The organism is Paraglaciecola sp. (assembly GCF_051252315.1).
Taxonomy (GTDB): domain Bacteria; phylum Pseudomonadota; class Gammaproteobacteria; order Enterobacterales; family Alteromonadaceae; genus Paraglaciecola.
On the sequence record NZ_JBPOFP010000037.1, the window covers coordinates 25,725 to 41,773 of the forward strand.

10 protein-coding genes are annotated in these 16,049 nt (G+C 39.7%); 5 read left to right on the top strand and 5 right to left on the bottom strand.

Annotated features, from left to right (window positions below; genetic code table 11):
* The first annotated feature begins 13 nt into the window (after window positions 1-13).
* The 3 genes from ACSHXM_RS09445 (at window position 14) to ACSHXM_RS09455 (ending at window position 2,523) form a co-directional block, all read left to right on the top strand.
* On the top strand, window positions 14-2,101 hold the full coding sequence (locus ACSHXM_RS09445) for a glycoside hydrolase family 127 protein (protein ID WP_435688512.1): 2,088 nt from the start codon (window positions 14-16) through the stop codon (window positions 2,099-2,101).
* Window positions 2,102-2,208: 107 nt separating this feature from the next.
* Window positions 2,209-2,331 (top strand): hypothetical protein, encoded by a 123-nt coding sequence (locus tag ACSHXM_RS09450; RefSeq protein ID WP_435688513.1) that lies wholly within the window; start codon window positions 2,209-2,211, stop codon window positions 2,329-2,331.
* Window positions 2,332-2,352: 21 nt separating this feature from the next.
* Window positions 2,353-2,523, top strand: coding sequence for a hypothetical protein (locus ACSHXM_RS09455; protein WP_435688514.1), 171 nt, complete (start codon window positions 2,353-2,355; stop codon window positions 2,521-2,523).
* Here ACSHXM_RS09455 and ACSHXM_RS09460 read toward each other — a convergent pair.
* From ACSHXM_RS09460 to ACSHXM_RS09480, 5 genes are all read right to left on the bottom strand, one after another.
* A complete protein-coding gene (locus ACSHXM_RS09460; protein WP_435688515.1) occupies window positions 2,495-4,078 on the bottom strand; it encodes a sulfatase-like hydrolase/transferase in 1,584 nt (527 codons plus the stop codon). The two genes, ACSHXM_RS09455 and ACSHXM_RS09460, sit on opposite strands and share 29 nt — an antisense overlap.
* A gap of 39 nt (window positions 4,079-4,117) precedes the next feature.
* Window positions 4,118-6,949, bottom strand: coding sequence for a hypothetical protein (locus ACSHXM_RS09465; RefSeq protein ID WP_435688516.1), 2,832 nt, complete (start codon window positions 6,947-6,949; stop codon window positions 4,118-4,120).
* A 25-nt stretch (window positions 6,950-6,974) separates the two neighbouring features.
* A complete protein-coding gene (locus ACSHXM_RS09470) occupies window positions 6,975-7,868 on the bottom strand; it encodes a sialate O-acetylesterase (protein WP_435688517.1) in 894 nt (297 codons plus the stop codon).
* A 5-nt stretch (window positions 7,869-7,873) separates the two neighbouring features.
* Window positions 7,874-9,460 carry a sulfatase family protein gene (locus tag ACSHXM_RS09475; protein WP_435688518.1) on the bottom strand — a complete coding sequence of 529 codons (1,587 nt, stop codon included), beginning with the start codon at window positions 9,458-9,460 and terminating at the stop codon, window positions 7,874-7,876.
* Between the two features lie 61 nt (window positions 9,461-9,521).
* The gene (locus ACSHXM_RS09480) at window positions 9,522-10,892 is read right to left on the bottom strand and encodes a sulfatase-like hydrolase/transferase (protein WP_435688519.1); all 1,371 of its coding nucleotides are present in this window, start codon (window positions 10,890-10,892) and stop codon (window positions 9,522-9,524) included.
* A 417-nt stretch (window positions 10,893-11,309) separates the two neighbouring features.
* On the opposite strand from ACSHXM_RS09480, the gene ACSHXM_RS09485 reads away from it, so the two are divergent.
* Both ACSHXM_RS09485 and ACSHXM_RS09490 read left to right on the top strand, forming a co-directional pair.
* Window positions 11,310-14,987 carry a TonB-dependent receptor domain-containing protein gene (locus tag ACSHXM_RS09485; RefSeq protein WP_435688520.1) on the top strand — a complete coding sequence of 1,226 codons (3,678 nt, stop codon included), beginning with the start codon at window positions 11,310-11,312 and terminating at the stop codon, window positions 14,985-14,987.
* Window positions 14,988-15,198: 211 nt separating this feature from the next.
* A partial coding sequence (locus ACSHXM_RS09490; RefSeq protein WP_435688521.1) for a sulfatase-like hydrolase/transferase occupies window positions 15,199-16,049 on the top strand: 851 nt, incomplete at its 3' end.

The following is a 16,049-nucleotide window of genomic DNA, read 5'->3' on the forward strand; positions in this document are numbered from 1 at the left end:
ATGAGGGATTTGGATGTTTGAAATAAAAAAACGCTTTGCAGTAGTGGCATGTGTATTGTCATTGCAGGTTAATGCCAGTATCGAAACTGGAGTAGCTGATAACAAACATAGTCCTCATGTTAAGTTTAAAAGTATTGGCATAGGGCAAGCTAAGTGGACCGAAGGTTTTTGGGCAGACAAATTCAACATGTTAGAAAATACTATGGTGCCTTACATGGGGGAATTGCTAAAAGGCGACATTGGCCATGGATATAACAACTTCAAGATTGCTGCCGAACTAAAAGAAGGTGAAGCTAAAGGTTTTCCTTTTCACGACGGAGATTTTTATAAGTGGATGGAGTCAACCATGTACTTATATGCGATTAACCAAGATCCAAACCTGTTAACTCAAATAGACGAAATCATTGATGTCATTGCTAAAGCACAACAACCGGATGGATATTTGCAAACCCACAGTACTATTAAAGGCATAAAGCCTTATACCAATCGCCGTTATCACGAGATGTACAACAGTGGTCATCTTATGTATGCAGCTATCATTCACCATAGAGTGACAGGCCAAAATAATTTTTTGGATATCGCCTTAAAAAATGCCAATCTGATTTACAACACTTTTATTTCTAGACCTAAACATTTATCTCGCTTTGGTTTCAATCAAACTCAAATAATTGGTTTAGTTGAATTGTATCGAGAAACAAAAAATAAAAAATATTTACAGTTAGCAGAATTGTTTATCAATATGCGCGGTGGCGATACTAAACTTGACGACACCACTCGTTTAAATATGACAGGCGATATGGTGCAAGAGCGCACTCCATTGCGTAAAGAGAAAAATGCAGTAGGTCATGCTGTTTTAGCTATGTACTATTATGCCGGAGCCGCTGATGTATATGCTGAAACTGGAGAAAAAGCGTTAATCGACGCCTTAAATCGTATTTGGTCGAGTGCCAACCAAAAGAAGATGTTCTTAACTGGAGCAATCGGTGCAGCTCATCATGGTGTTTCAGGCAAAAAAGACATGGTGCATGAAGCATTTTTAGATGACTATATTTTGCCTAACTCTACCTCTTACAACGAAACTTGCGCCAATATTACCAATGCAATGTTTAATTGGCGGATGTTGGGGATTACCGGTGATGCAAAACATGCTGACGTAATGGAAACCGTGCTATACAACAGTGCTTTGTCGGGTATCGCTGCCGACGGTAAACATTATTTCTACACTAACCCGTTACGCAGAAGCCATAAACACGCCACTGGTCGATTTGGTCAACAAGGCACTACGGCCACCCTAAAACGTGAGTCTTATCTGAATTGTTTTTGTTGCCCTCCTAATCTAGTACGTACATTGGCGAAGTTATCTGGGTGGGCCTATAGCCTGACAGAAAATGGTATTGCAGTGAACTTATATGGTGGTAATACTTTATCTACCCAATTGTTAGACGGATCAACATTAAAGTTAATCCAAACCACCCAATATCCTTGGGATGGAGACATAGAATTCACTATCCAACAAGCTAAAAAAGAAGCGTTTGATTTGATGTTGCGTATCCCAGAGTGGGCAGATGGCGCAAAAATCTCTGTTAATGGTCGAAGTTATCAAGAGCAGGTAACTCCTTCTAGTTATGTCGCTGTGAATCGACAATGGCAATCGGGTGACGTGATAACACTTAGCTTGCCATTAGAGGTGAATTTTGTTGAAGGCAACCCACTCATCGAATCGGTCAGAAATCAAGTAGCGGTAAAGCGTGGCCCTGTGGTGTATGTGGTTGAATCACCTGATTTGCCAAAAGGCACAGATATTTTAGATGTTTACGTATCGGGTGATGCCGAGTTTACACCTAAATTGGTTAACGACTTTTCAGGTAGTCAAGACACAGTTGTGACCCTGGATGGAGAGTTATTAATTCGCCAAAACAGCCCTAAAAATCAACTGTATCGAAAAATTTCAAAGCCCGAGTTTTTCAATCATTCGGCACAGCTAGTGCCCTATTATGCTTGGAGCAACCGAGGTGAAACAGAAATGACCGTGTTTATGCCAGTGGTTTGGGATAAGTCGGAAAAACAACAAGGTTCATCAGCTTGGTGGCCATTTAAATGAGAAAATGCACATTAGTTAAAAGGACTTGGTGTTTGGTCGTAATGTGTTTTTTGATGACCTCGCAGGTAGGCGCTAAGTCAGATAAATAGCCAAATGTACTGATTTTAATGTTTGACGATATGCGTTTTGATAGTTTTTCTTACAGGGGCGGGCCGGTAAATACCCCGAATATTGATGCGTTAGCTGCGCAAAGTGTACACTTCAACAATGCTATGACTACAACAGGTTAATGCTCACCTTCCCGAGCGGCTATGTATACAGTTCGTTGGGGCCATAAAAATGGGGTAGACGATAATGTGGCGTTGTTTCATTCTCATCTAACAGCCATGTCGAATGTTCAAGATGGTTTAATCAAACAAGTCTTTGCCTACAGCGTCAATATTGAAAATGTAACTAAGGTAATTGAGGTATTAGTAACTTAGAATTATATTCTGGAAATTGGGCGTTTTTGTGCTGCAAATCTTGATTCATTTTTCTTAGCATAGTACGCAGTTGATCTTTGTTGGAACTCGCTAAATTGTGTTGTTCGTAAGGATCATTTTTTAAGTTGAATAAGCGGTACTCCGCCAGCCCATTTTTACGTAATGGATCTTTTTGTTTGACTGATTCTTCTAGAGGATAGTAATAAACTAGTTTCCAATCACCTTCTATATAACTGGTAAAATAACTGCTGCGGTGCACATGGGGAAAATGATTTAAAAAGGATTCTGAACGTTTACTGTTGTGATTACCACTCAATTGAATACTGAGATTTTCTCCATCAAGAATGTGATCTTTTGGCAGGTTACCCGTTACTAAATGTTGAACGGTTGGCAAAATATCTAAAATAGTGCCTATTTGAGTATTTATTGCCCCCGGCTTGATAGTAAGTATTTGTTGCCAATAATTGCTACTATTTAGTTGGGACCAAGCTGCCATAAACGGTACTCGCATGCCGCCCTCATAACTCGTTCCTTTCATGCCTCTGAGTGGTGCTGAACTAGAGTGAGTATAGGGCTCAAATCGCTGTTTGGTTTTGTTTGATAGTGGGGCTGTACTGCCATTATCGCCAACAAAGATAACCAAAGTATTTTCAGCAATACCCAATTGCTTAAGGTGTTGCTCAATATCTCCTAAAGATTTATCCACGCCTTCAATCATAGATGCGTATATTTGTGCGTATGCTGTTTTCTTATCTTTGTAATTAGCTAAAAATCTTGGATCATCTTGAAAAGGTGTATGCACACCATAGTGGGACATATACAAGAAAAATGGCTGATTGTTATCAGTCGATTCGGATATAGCTCGATTTGCTTCGAGTGTTAAAGCCTCTGTCAAATATGTATCTGAACCGTGGTACTTTTCTAAGTGAGGAACGCCGTATAGTTTTCTGGTTTTAAACCCATAATCATCTTGCCCGTAATAGCTGCCAGGTGCCCCTTGATAGGCGCCGCCAATGTTTTGCTTAAAACCTAATTTTAGCGGATTAGCACCTTCATGATCCATAGGCCCAAAGTGACCTTTCCCCACATGGATAGTTTGATAACCAAGATTGTTTAACATATCCACAAGAACGGCATCTCCGTTTTTTAGCCCAGACCAGTTCCATTTAGATGGACCATATTGTCCTTTATTGTTTTCTACTGGGTTAATCCACTGGGTTGTGCCTTGTCGTGCGGAATTTTGCCCAGTGAAAATTGAGGCGCGAGTAGGGGAGCAAACCGAATGAGCGTAAAACTGAGAAAAACGTATACCTTTGTCAGCCATGTTTTGCATTTTCGGGGTGTTGTAAAAATGATTAAGTTGATGGATCACTGCTTTGTCTTCAGTGTTTACCAACATAGGGACAGAGGTGTCCATCGGCCCCATATCGTCAACTAAGAATAATACTATGTTGGGCAAAGCTGGTTGTATGGGAATATTTTTAGCACTACTGCAAGCTTGCACTGTAATTAAAAATAGTATGACGGTAAGTCTGCAATTAATCTGATTGTGCATAGCTTGATTACCCTTAATTAATATTTTTTGGTCATCGAATTACAACGCTTTGGTTAACTGTATATCGATAAACCTAAATAGACCCGTGGGGATATCCACTTTGATTTTCTGTTGGTTAATCTCGTATTGAGTATTATCTAATATGTCAGTGACTTTAGTCGGTGTGATCGTATTAAAATGCACTTCTACCTTTGCTGATTGAGGATTAATGTAGCCACCATCAATTAAAGTTAAGCGTAGCGTTTTAGGTGCAATTTGTGCGACAACCCATGCAGCATTGCCTTTCACAGTGATAGGTAATAGTTGGCTTTTATCTTGAATCGTTTTAGTGACTTCTTGATAGTAACTATCTGCTGGGTAGGTTTGTTTTCCATCAGCCGAAATATAATCACGACCATTCGTGTAAAACTCAGTCATGATGTTTTTGTATAGTGGATGTAAGTTGTCAACCAGTAGACCTCTTGGAGCACTTTTGTCTGCATTGATACCAGATTGAGGCGGTGTAATTAACACCATGCCGTTAGGCTGTGGCGGTAAGTAATTAAGGTGCCTGTCTTGCACTCCTGATGCATACCGTGAGTAGTCCCATTGTGTAACGGGGGCACCCGGCCAAGAGCCATTTAAGTGGCTGAATACCATAGGGTTACTGTCTTCGACTTCTTGGTTAAACAGGGTTAACCATTTGACATTGTTCCCTTCGTCAACATAATGCCCATCAGGCTCTAACATGCTCAAATGCACAGGGGAATAACTGAGTATTTGATTAGGCTTAGGGCTGTAAAGTACATCTTTTCCGATCAAATCCCACAACACTTCTAAGTAATCATTTTGATAAGCAAAGTTATTCACATAAGTCGCGCCATTGGCAATATGATAAACAAATTGCCTTAGTGCCAAGTTAGGCACCATTTGATGAGAATGCTGTCGCAATCGGTCAAAACTCGTGTTGTCTCGCGAGAACCTTGTACCCCATTGATTCACTGCGCCACTAGCCCATAAACCGGTACGTGCGGCAATGCTTAAGTCCATCGATTTGTCGGTGGTTTCTTCCATTGCCGGCACAAATACATCGGCGTATTTACCAGACACTAGATCTGCCCATCCTCGCTTATAAATCATTGATTGCCAGAAGGTATGTTTATTCCGTAAAAACATTTTTGCATCAGTTTTTTTGAATTCTTCGGCCAGAGGAAAAACAAAATCTGATAATACATATTCAAAATCTTTATCGTATTTGGCCAACTCAGGAAAGATCATGACAGTCTTTTTAGTGCCAGCTATTTGTAAGGTTTTTTTATGGGTATCAAAGCTTCTAAAAAATGGATCATTGCCATGGCCACCCCAGTAAGCTCCGCCAGGAACACCTTGATACAAATTTTCAGCTTGTTTTAAAATTTGCGATTGAGTTTGATCGTACTTTTGTCTTTTATCTCGTTTATTTTTATACACCTCATTTTTAATAGAAGCACGATCCCAATTCTCGGAACGTAAGTTTCCATATCCTAAAAATATAGGAGACCTGTATTCTTTATTTATCCGGCTAATCACCTCTTTAGAGGTTTTTTTATAATCTGACATTAAATAAACAGCGTTGTTTGAAGTAAGTGGTAAGTCATTGTTGAAGTTGCTGATTTGAGTTTGCAGGATCTTCATATTAGCCTGCATTCTAGCCAACTTGCCGGATGGAGTTAAATGAACAAAGTCATGTATCCAAGTTGGATTATTGGTATCGATAATATGAAAATTACTACCACCAGATTGGGCACTGGCTAAAATGATGTGTCCTGTTTTTGAATCTTTCCACATATCGTTGTAGGAATATTTGCCTTTATGAACTTCAATTTTGTTTTTGTTTTTGTTTAGTTTTTTAGTGATGGGTAAAAGACTCAATATATTGCCATACAAGGTTAGTAAATGGGGTTGTTGGTTTTGCTGGATTATTTCTGATTGAGCGACACGATAACCAAACTCACCAAACGCTTGGTTCATCTTAGGTAGCGGCAAGCCAATTTGTTTATTTTTGATTGAGTCATATATGGCTATGCTTTGGCCCTTCATTTTAGTGCTGCCCATAATGATGTCTTCAAAACCATCATTATTAAAATCAGCAATACGTAAATCACCTACTGGACTTCTAGTGGCTGTTAATTTGACTGTTTTAAACGGCTTGTCAGCCAAAGGTTTAAACAGGTACAAAGAACCAGCTGATTGCATGGAGTTCATGGTGCCATGTACAGCTAAAATAGCTTGGTTGTTTTTATCTTTTAAGGGCCGAATAAAGTTAGCTATTTCTTGCTCTTTTTGTGGATTGCGGGTGCCCTTAGGTTGTTTGCTTTTGTTTTTAATTCCCCACGGTTTAGTGGTGACATAGTTAGATGCGTGAATACTCTTAACTTTATTGCCTTGTGCATCTAAATAATAAAGATGTTTATCGTAACTGCCTGCTACCACATAAGTTTGTTGTTTATGTTGGAGTACCGACACTGAATACATAGGGGCATCATTAGCCTTGAAAGACCAAAGTAGTTGCCCTGTATTAGACAAGCAGTAAATGTGTCCGTCAGCGTTTGCCGTTAAAATTTCGTCTTGGCCATCTTGATCTAGATCGGCGGTCCATAGGTCATGATTCATATAACCAGATAAAACATTCTCCCATAACAACTTGCCGCGAAAGGAGTAGGCGACGATTGTGCCTTTATAGCTTGATCCAATCATTACAGATTGATTTTTAATGCTGGTGGTTCTGATTTTACTTATGGTGTAATTGGTATCTATGCTGGTAATTGCAGTTTTGTTATCGGCAATGACATTAAACGTTTGTAACGTCATTAAGCTAACAAGAGAAAGAGTTTTTAGGTGGTGGTAAAACATGATTCACATCCAGATTTATTAAGTGCTAATAAGACAAAAATGCCTTAGCGAAGGCTTTTCCAAATCGTGTTTGACCAATGGTGTTGTAATGTACATTGTCAAAGTGTTTGGGGTAGTCTTGCCATGATGGATTAAGTGAGGTGGGGATTAAGTTCACAAGAGGATCTGCCAAAGCCACGCTTGACTGAGCTGCTCTTACTTTACCCGTGCCCGGTAAATACTTTTTAGCAGCCATATTGATTTGCGCTATCACAACCTTCAATTTTGGTTGTTCAAGCTCGGTGCGATATGCGGCGATTAAATTAGTTAGATTCTGGTGGTAACTATCTGCTTTTAGCGCAGAGCCTGTATCTGCTTCACCTTGTAACCAGCCTAAACCTAAAACTTTGTAAGATGTGCCTTGTTGCTCTAAATAACCTAGCGTGTTTTGTATTTGAGTAATGTGTTCAGAAAATAACTTAAGACTTTGTTTGTATTTTCCTTTTTCAGCGACTTGGGCTTTTTCTAACGTCCAGTTTGCATTCCAAGCTCCATGTAAAGACGTACCGCCATAAGCAGTTTTAATAACTATGTACTTTTGCTTGGGATCTTGTTCGTTTAGGGCCAATAACATGGGTAATTCGGGGCCAAAAGTTCGCTCAAAACCGTATTTTTTTAAATGATATGCTGACTCAACATAAAACGGTTTGTTGGCTTTTTGTATGTTTTGGTTTTTGCTTACAATAGTGATTTGTTTGCTTAACTGCGCTAACCGTTTTTTGCTTATTTCATCTATAGCATCAAAATTTCCAGCGCCAGCCATATTTGATTGGCCTGCCATTAGGATGATATGTACTTCTTCTGAATTTTTTTGAATAGAAGAAGTGCAGCTAGATAAAAGCATTAGCCACATCAGTGGTAATATGGCTAATCTAATCATTTTGACTATTTCCCCAAATCTTTCATAAATTTATCCCAAAACACCAAATAAGTATCGTGATCTACGTCTGTCGTTAAGCCGCGGTTTTCCATTTGAGTTTTGTAATGGTTTACGAAAAAGTCATCCCACTCTTTTTTGGCCGCTGGTGATTCGTCTATCATGCCTTGGTCGCCCGTTTCAGCTTGCCATCTGACTAACTCTGCCCGCATTTCTAATAACTTGTCTGTGTATTTAGGGTCATTGGCTAAGTTGTGTACTTCATCAGGATCATTCGCGGTGTCGTATAATTCTTCAGGTGGTCTAGAGTCTGCAAAAAACGGTGCTTGGGCTGCGTTTAATTTTCCTTCTTCGTTTAACTTTTGCATCAAGGTCATTACTGGATATTGTAATTTTTTGTAGGTGTTAAAGTCGGTGTAAGGTTTTTCAGGCCAGAAATTTTTGATGTATTTAAACCGTTGGTCACGAACCGCGCGCACTCTATCGTCGGTTTCGTCACATCTATCTTTGTGGGCGTAAATGTAATCTCGCGACTGTTTGTTGTCGCCCAAAAATACGTGTCCTTCAATGTATTCTGGTACTTCAATGCCTGCTAGTTCCATGCTCGTTGGCATGATATCAATCAAGCTTACCAATTCATCACTGACTACACCTTTTTGAATACCTTTACCCCAAACAATTAAAGGGACTTCAATGCCGCCATCGTATAACCATTGTTTGTCACGCAACATGGCTCGGCCGTGGTCGCCAAAAATGAATACAATTGTGTTGTCTAATGCCCCAGCTTGTTCTAACTCAGTAAAAAAATTGCCCACTTTTTGGTCTACCGTTTGTACGGTTTCTAAATACAACGCCCAGTCGCGACGGGTAATTTCGTGATCTGGATAATAACTAGGTAATGTTACATCTGCTGGGTTAATTGGGTTTTTATGATCTGCCACAAAAGTTCTATGGGTTTCGCTGTAATTTAACTGAGCAAAAAATGGCTTCCCCGCATGTTCTTTTAAGTATGTTTGCCAAGCTGGACGTTCTAAGATTTTCATGTCTACAGGAGCATGTGTATAAGCACCTCCTGAATATTTGATTTCGCCGTCTTGGGCGTCAAATGCTTTTGCTTTATGGTTAAAGTTAAAATCTGTTTTTTGTTTTGGGCCCATTAACAAATTCACGTAACCGGCTTCACGAGTGTATTCAGATAACATCTTCACATGTTTAGGTAATTCAAAACCATCGTCTAAATGACTTCTATGATGATGAGCGCCTATACTAGTGGCGTGCATACCAGTAAAAAACGCTGAGCGCGCTGTAGAGCACACAGCTGCGGTGGCGTAGGCTTTATTGAAGCGCATACCTTCGTTTGCCAGCTTGTCTAAATTGGGTGTTTTCACAACTGGCGTGCCATACACAGCTAGATCTAATGAAATATCTTCTAACACTAACCAAATGATATTCGGTTTGGTTGGATCTGTATTGGTTTTATGTTGGCTTTTAGATGTTTTAGCGGATTGTTTAGAGGTGTCTTCTGTTGATGCTGAATTACAACCCACAATCGTTAATGTAACAAGCCCTAGGGCGAGAATTTTGAACCAGTTCATTTTGCTATCCTTTCACAATATGTAGTGTGCGTTGTCTAGTCTTTATCATTTTCATTGCAATTTACTTACTTTGATTAGCATAAGGGAAATAAGGGTTATAGGTCGATGATTGTTTAAATAACCGCTTATATCTGGCTACTTTTTCTGGGTATTGTTCGGCTAAATTTTTAGTTTCACCTATGTCATTTTTCAAATTATATATTTCCATTTTTGCAGTTAAGCCAACTTGTACTGCTTTCCAATCACCTTCACGGATTGCTCTAAGTAATCCTTTGTCTGGATTTGCATTACGCTGTTCTTCCCAATAGAGATATGTATGTTTTTGTTGGGTGCCTTTGTCTAAATAGGTGGGTAATAATGATAAACCATCGGTAATAGCTGGCTTGTCAACGCCTGCTACGTCCGCAAGAGTGGGCATGAAGTCTTGGAACCCAGAGATATGAGACGACACTGAGTTGCCTTTGATTTTATTTGCCCAAACTGCAAAATGAGGAACTCGAATTCCACCTTCATATAAGTCTCGTTTAAAACCTTTTAATACACCGTTACTACTGAAGAACTGATGATCATGACCCATAGAATGATGTCCACCATTGTCACTAGTGAATATTATTAAGGTGTTGTCTAACTCACCAATAGACTCTAAATGGTCAACTAAACGACCCACTTGACGATCCCACAAAGTAATTTTTCGAGCGTGATGTTTTTCGGCCTCTTTCCAGTCTTTGTCCGAGAACATTGTTTTATTCCGTAACATTTCTTCGTGACCGTGAGGGGTGCGATAAGACATAAATAAGAAAAATGGTTTATCTTCCACTCTTTTAGTATCTAAAAACTCTATCGCAAAACTTGTGCGAAACTCATCGATGTTGTCCCATTTGGTATAATCGTACAGTTTTTTTTCATTGATGCCGTTTATCCAATGAGTGGTTTTGTCGAAATCAATTTTGCTATCAGCCCGTTTCCACTGCTCTTGAACTGCGTAATCAAAACCTCTGGCATAAGCCCAAGTGTCTAAATTATTAGGGTCTTCTAAATGCCATTTACCGACAAAAGCAGTTTGATAACCTGCTCCTTGCATCATATCACCAAGGGTTAATTCATCTAAACCTAGAGATACTCGGCCCCAACGACTCTTGCTTTTATCTGTACCGCCATGAACGCCTTTGTTGCCGCGAATGGTTGCGTGGCCTGCATGTTTGCCTGTCATTAATACCGCTCGTGATGGCGCGCAAACCGCATTGCCTGCATAAAAGTCAGTAAAGCGAAGTCCTTGTTTAGCTAATGCATCTAACCTTGGTGTTTTAATTGTTTTCTGACCGTAAGAACCTAACTCTCCGTATCCAAGGTCATCAGCCAATAAAAATACAATATTTGGACGTTCCGATTTTTGAATCGACTTTACTTCAGATGATTGAGCGGATGAGCTCATGCAAATGAGACTAATTGATAGGGTTAAAATGTTGAATACATTCATTTGCATGTTCTTTTAAACTCTATTCGTGTTGTATAACCAAATAATATTGTAGAAACAAAGTATATGCAATTAAAATGGTAACGTTTTCCTGATTAATGTTAATTGGTTTATGTTTTTGAAGTTTCAGTTGAAACTTATTTTTATACGGCATGTCCACGTTTTATATGGATTTTATGTGATTCTATGAGTGTCGTTTAGCGATTGTAGATAAATTTTATTTACAATTAATTAGCAAATCTGTTGATTGTTATGTATTCTTTGGAAAACACAGAGGGAGAACGTATTCCCTATTTGCAAGAGTTGATTCATAGATGTGTAATACTCAGTTATCGACTCATTATTTCTGTATGACAACAGGTGATGGTAAACGACATGAACACAAACTTTAAACTGAACACCATTTCAGCGGCCTTAGTAGCGGCCTTCTTAAGTAACACAGCCCATGCACAAGAAGCATCGTCTGGAAAGCAGCAAGCTCAACAAGAGCAAGATGTTGAAGTGATTACTGTAAAAGGATTTAGAGGTAGCTTACAAAGAGGCATTAATAATAAACGTTTTGCTGATGGTGTGACTGATTCCATTCATGCTGAAGATGTGGGTAAATCGACCGATCAAAATATTGCCGACGCGTTATCTAGGGTGACAGGGGTAACAGTTCAAGAATCAGACGGTGAAGGCACGCGTATCGCGGTACGTGGTGCCGGTGCTTCATTAAACCAAATTTCTATGAACGGTGTCGCCTTAACCAGTGGTTTAAGTGGTGGAAGTGATTCGCCTGTAGCTGACCAAAGTGTTGATTTGAGCTCATTTTCTTCAGATATATTGTCATCTATAGTCGTGCAAAAAACCTCTTCGGCTGATCAGGATGAAGGGTCTTTGGGTGCAAACGTAGTACTTAAAACAGTTAAACCACTAAATATTAAAAAACCAAGACGTAACGTAGAAATTCAAGGCCGATATAACCAGTTTTCAGATGACGTAGACCGTAAGTTGTCGTTTAGTTTATCTGATAAGTTTTTCGATGATACATTTGGGGTGATTGTGACAGCTTCTGATGAAACGCAACATACCCGCAGAGATGAGTATCGAGCTAGTTGGCATGAAGCATCTATCAATATTCCTGATGGTCGAGCACGAGATGCCGAGACAGGAAAAGTTCTTCGTATAGCCGGGGTTGAAGGTCAACCAGCTGACTTTGATAGTGATACCGAAATTCTTAACGATGGTGAGTTATATGCGCTCACAATGTCTCAAGCCAGCCAAATAATCAATATGAATGAGCGTAATAGAAAATCGATTACAGCTGGTCTTCAATATGCACCTACAGATAACACTGATATTCAATTAGATTTAAGTCATTCTCAACAAGACATTTTGGATGACAACCAAAATTTCAATATGCAATTTGGCTTGTTGGATCCTAACAACGAAGACGATCCCCAACATGATTGGTGGACGGTTGATCGCGAATCAAGCTCGTTAGTTAAACGTTACTCTCGTCATGCCAAAGGGCGTTCATATCGCAACGTGGGCGGTTATGATCAAAAAACTAATGTGGCCACATTTAACTTGGAACATTGGATAACTGAAGATTTAAAAATGACTTTTTTGGCTGGTTATTCTCGTACTCAATCTGATAGCAAAGACAATATAGGGTTATTCATGACACCAAATGGTGTGAGTGCCACCAGTATGTATGACATCCCTTTGACCTCAGATGATCCTGATGTAATAACACTTGAACCCGCGGGTTACGATTGTACTGGCAGTCGCTGTAGTATTGATGTAGCTCAGGGACTTACACAGGTTAACTCAACAGAGGATGTGACACTTAATTTTGCTCCCAGTTTAACGAATATATTGGATCCGAATTTATTTGGTGCAGCTAATTTAACCAAATATGATAATTCGAACTCAGACACTAATAAGTCTTTCTTTTTAGACTTTGATTGGACAGTTGATTTTGCCGGGATAACAAAAGTTGAATTTGGTGTCAAATCTACCAATCGTGTAAAAGATGTTGTGACCCAAAGAGATACCTTTATTAACGGAGCAACAGTGTTTAACTCCGAAGGAGAAGAAGTATCTCTTAACGGTATTACAACTATTCGGTTGGCTGATGTTATTGCAGATGATGCGTTTCCTGCAGATAATTTTATGGCCGGAATTTTAGATGGTCGTGAGCAAGCCTACATGTCGGGCTGGGATGTGGTAGACCCGTTTAAAGCCTTAGAAATTGTCACTCCATCTAATGGTGAAGGTGGTAAAGACGTAAAACTTAAAATTGATAATTCAGGCTCCCGTTTGATAGATCAAGACGTAAAAGCGGTTTACGCTAAGGTTAATTTTGAATATATGGATGGTCGATTAACCGGCAATTTAGGCTTACGTTACGTAGAAACGACTACTTACTCAGAAGCCTATAGTAAATTACAGTTTCAAGGAGGGGGTAATACGTATGACCCGATGCAATTGTTACAATACGCTGATACTAGCCAACCTCAGTGTGATGCTCCAGTGTGGCTTGAAAATCCTGCAGGTGGCCTAGATAGAAACAGCTACCCATCTAATTTACAACAGCTTGGAACTTGTTCTTTATATCAATTGACTCATGCTTTCCATCGTAGACAGGCAAATACACAATTAGCTGAACCAGGCGAAAATATCCCTGCGGACGAGTTAGATCCTAGTAATGATGATTATATTCTACAAGTCGTTTGGGAAAACGGCGCGCCAGTTGTAGTGAGAAACGAGGGTAACCCTAATGGTAACAATGGTCGTTTTTCCAACACTCAAGAAATTAAAGCATTAGCTGACCGTTCAACTAGTCACATCACTATTAATGATGCCTTTGGCAATTTGGTCAATGCAGGTGAGCAGTTGGGCACTATCGCCAACGTACGACCATTCTTAGTCGCAGACGAAGCGACTAACGACGTGTGGTTACCCAGTTTAAATCTAAATTATTTGTTTAGCGATGAGTTAATAGGTCGGTTCTCCGCTACTAAAACTATGGCCCGCCCTAGGTTTGATTCAACCACGCCAGGTGGAGCAATTCGTGAAAGTGCTTGGGAATTAAGAGGTTCAGGTACAATTAATAATGTTGCTCTAGTGCCATTAGAGTCCAATAACCAAGATATCTCCCTAGAATGGTACTTTAATCCAAGTAGCTTGTTGTCTGTGGCCTTGTTCCGTAAAGATATGACGAACTTTGAAGAAAGAGTTAATGAAATCTACTTATGGACTGATCAGCGTGAAAACTATGACATGGCTGGTGTGGAGAACTTAAATGATGTGTTGTTTGTACCAAACCAGTTGGTAGATTCGGCTGGTAACCCAGTAGTGAATGAATTGACGGGCCTACCTGAGTGGCAAGAAACCCCTTTCAATTCGGATTGTATGCCTGATCGAATGATGCATAAACAGCTCCGTGAGCCACTGACATTGGGCTGTCATTCACTGAATATGGATGTGGTACGAAATGGTAAAGGTGCTTTAACCCAAGGTTTGGAATTTAGCTATACACAAAACTTCGACTTTTTACCGGGCGCTTTTTCTGGGCTAGGAACAAACATCAATTACACTTATGCAGATTCTGAATCAGATGCAGAAGTTTCTGTTACCACGGGCCAAGTTATCAAACCGTTACCTCAACCTTATACACCTAAACATTCTTCGAATGTGACCGTGTTTTGGGAAAAAGATGGGGCAATGTTGAGGTTAGCTAATCGTTATAATTCTACTCAACTGGTGAACCGTGGATTGGCTAGTGGTGCATCATGGTTAGAGTCAAATAATCGATTAGATCTAAGTGCCTCTTATGAAATTAATAAAAATATATCAGTGTCATTCCAAGCGCTTAATTTAACCAATGAATCTCGTCGAACTTTCTACACAAGTACTCGTACAGTGATGGGAGTAGCAGGTGACGGTACCCCAATATTGTTTGACGAAGGTAATGTGATGGATGGAGACGGAAATGCCAGCCGTACACTTACTGAATATAAAACAGGACGTCAGTTTCGTTTAGGCATTAGGGGGAACTTCTAACTTTCCGAACATATTAATTTATGACCGGTATATACGGGTCATTATTTATGTTTTTAGAGGAGATAACGGTTTATCTTAGCCAGTGTTTTCTGGGGATTTTATATTTCGAAATGATTTTTTATAAATTTGAGTATATTCAATTGGCATTCAGTTTAGTGCACAAAAATGTACATTTAATATTTAGAGAGTGTGACGAGTTGTGAGTGTAATTATGAAAGTAAGTTTGTCCCGAATGAAATTGTCTGCATCTGCGTTAATGGTAGCGAGTTTGTTGGTTGGTTGTGGCCCTAAAACAGAGACTGCTGTAATAAAAACAGAAGTATCGGTTGATGCGTCTGCCAAACCTAACATCGTTATTTTCTACGTAGATGATTTAGGTTACGGTGATTTAAGTAGTTACGGTATGACCGCGACTCAAACGCCTAATGTTGACGCCTTAGCAAATGAAGGTATTCGTTTTACTGATGCCCATAGTTCTGCAGCAACTTGTACCCCATCTCGCTACTCGTTATTAACAGGGCAGTTTGCCTTTAGAAATGACGCGGCAATCTTGCCGGGTGATGCCCCTTTAATTATTGACCACACTAAACCCACGCTACCAAAAATGTTAAAAAAAGCGGGTTATAAAACAGCTGTGGTGGGTAAATGGCATTTAGGCCTAGGTGACGGCTTTGTTGATTGGAATAAAGATGTTAAACCTGGTCCTCTGGAGCTTGGATTTGACTATAGCTTTTTAATGCCAGCCACAGGAGACCGAGTGCCTACCGTATATTTGGAAAACCATAAAGTCGTCAATTTAGATCCTAATGACCCAATTACCATCAGTTATAAAGAGCGTATTGGTAATCGCCCTGTAGGCACTGAAAGCCCAGAATTATTGAAACAGACGGCTGATTTGCAACATAGTCGCACTATCGTAAATGGTATTTCTCGTATTGGGTGGATGGCTGGTGGTAAGTCTGCTGAATGGGTAGATGAAGATTTCCCTCATGTTTTTACCGATAAAGCCAAAGACTTTATTAAAGACAGTAAAGATGCGCCTTTTATGTTGTTTTTCCCGTT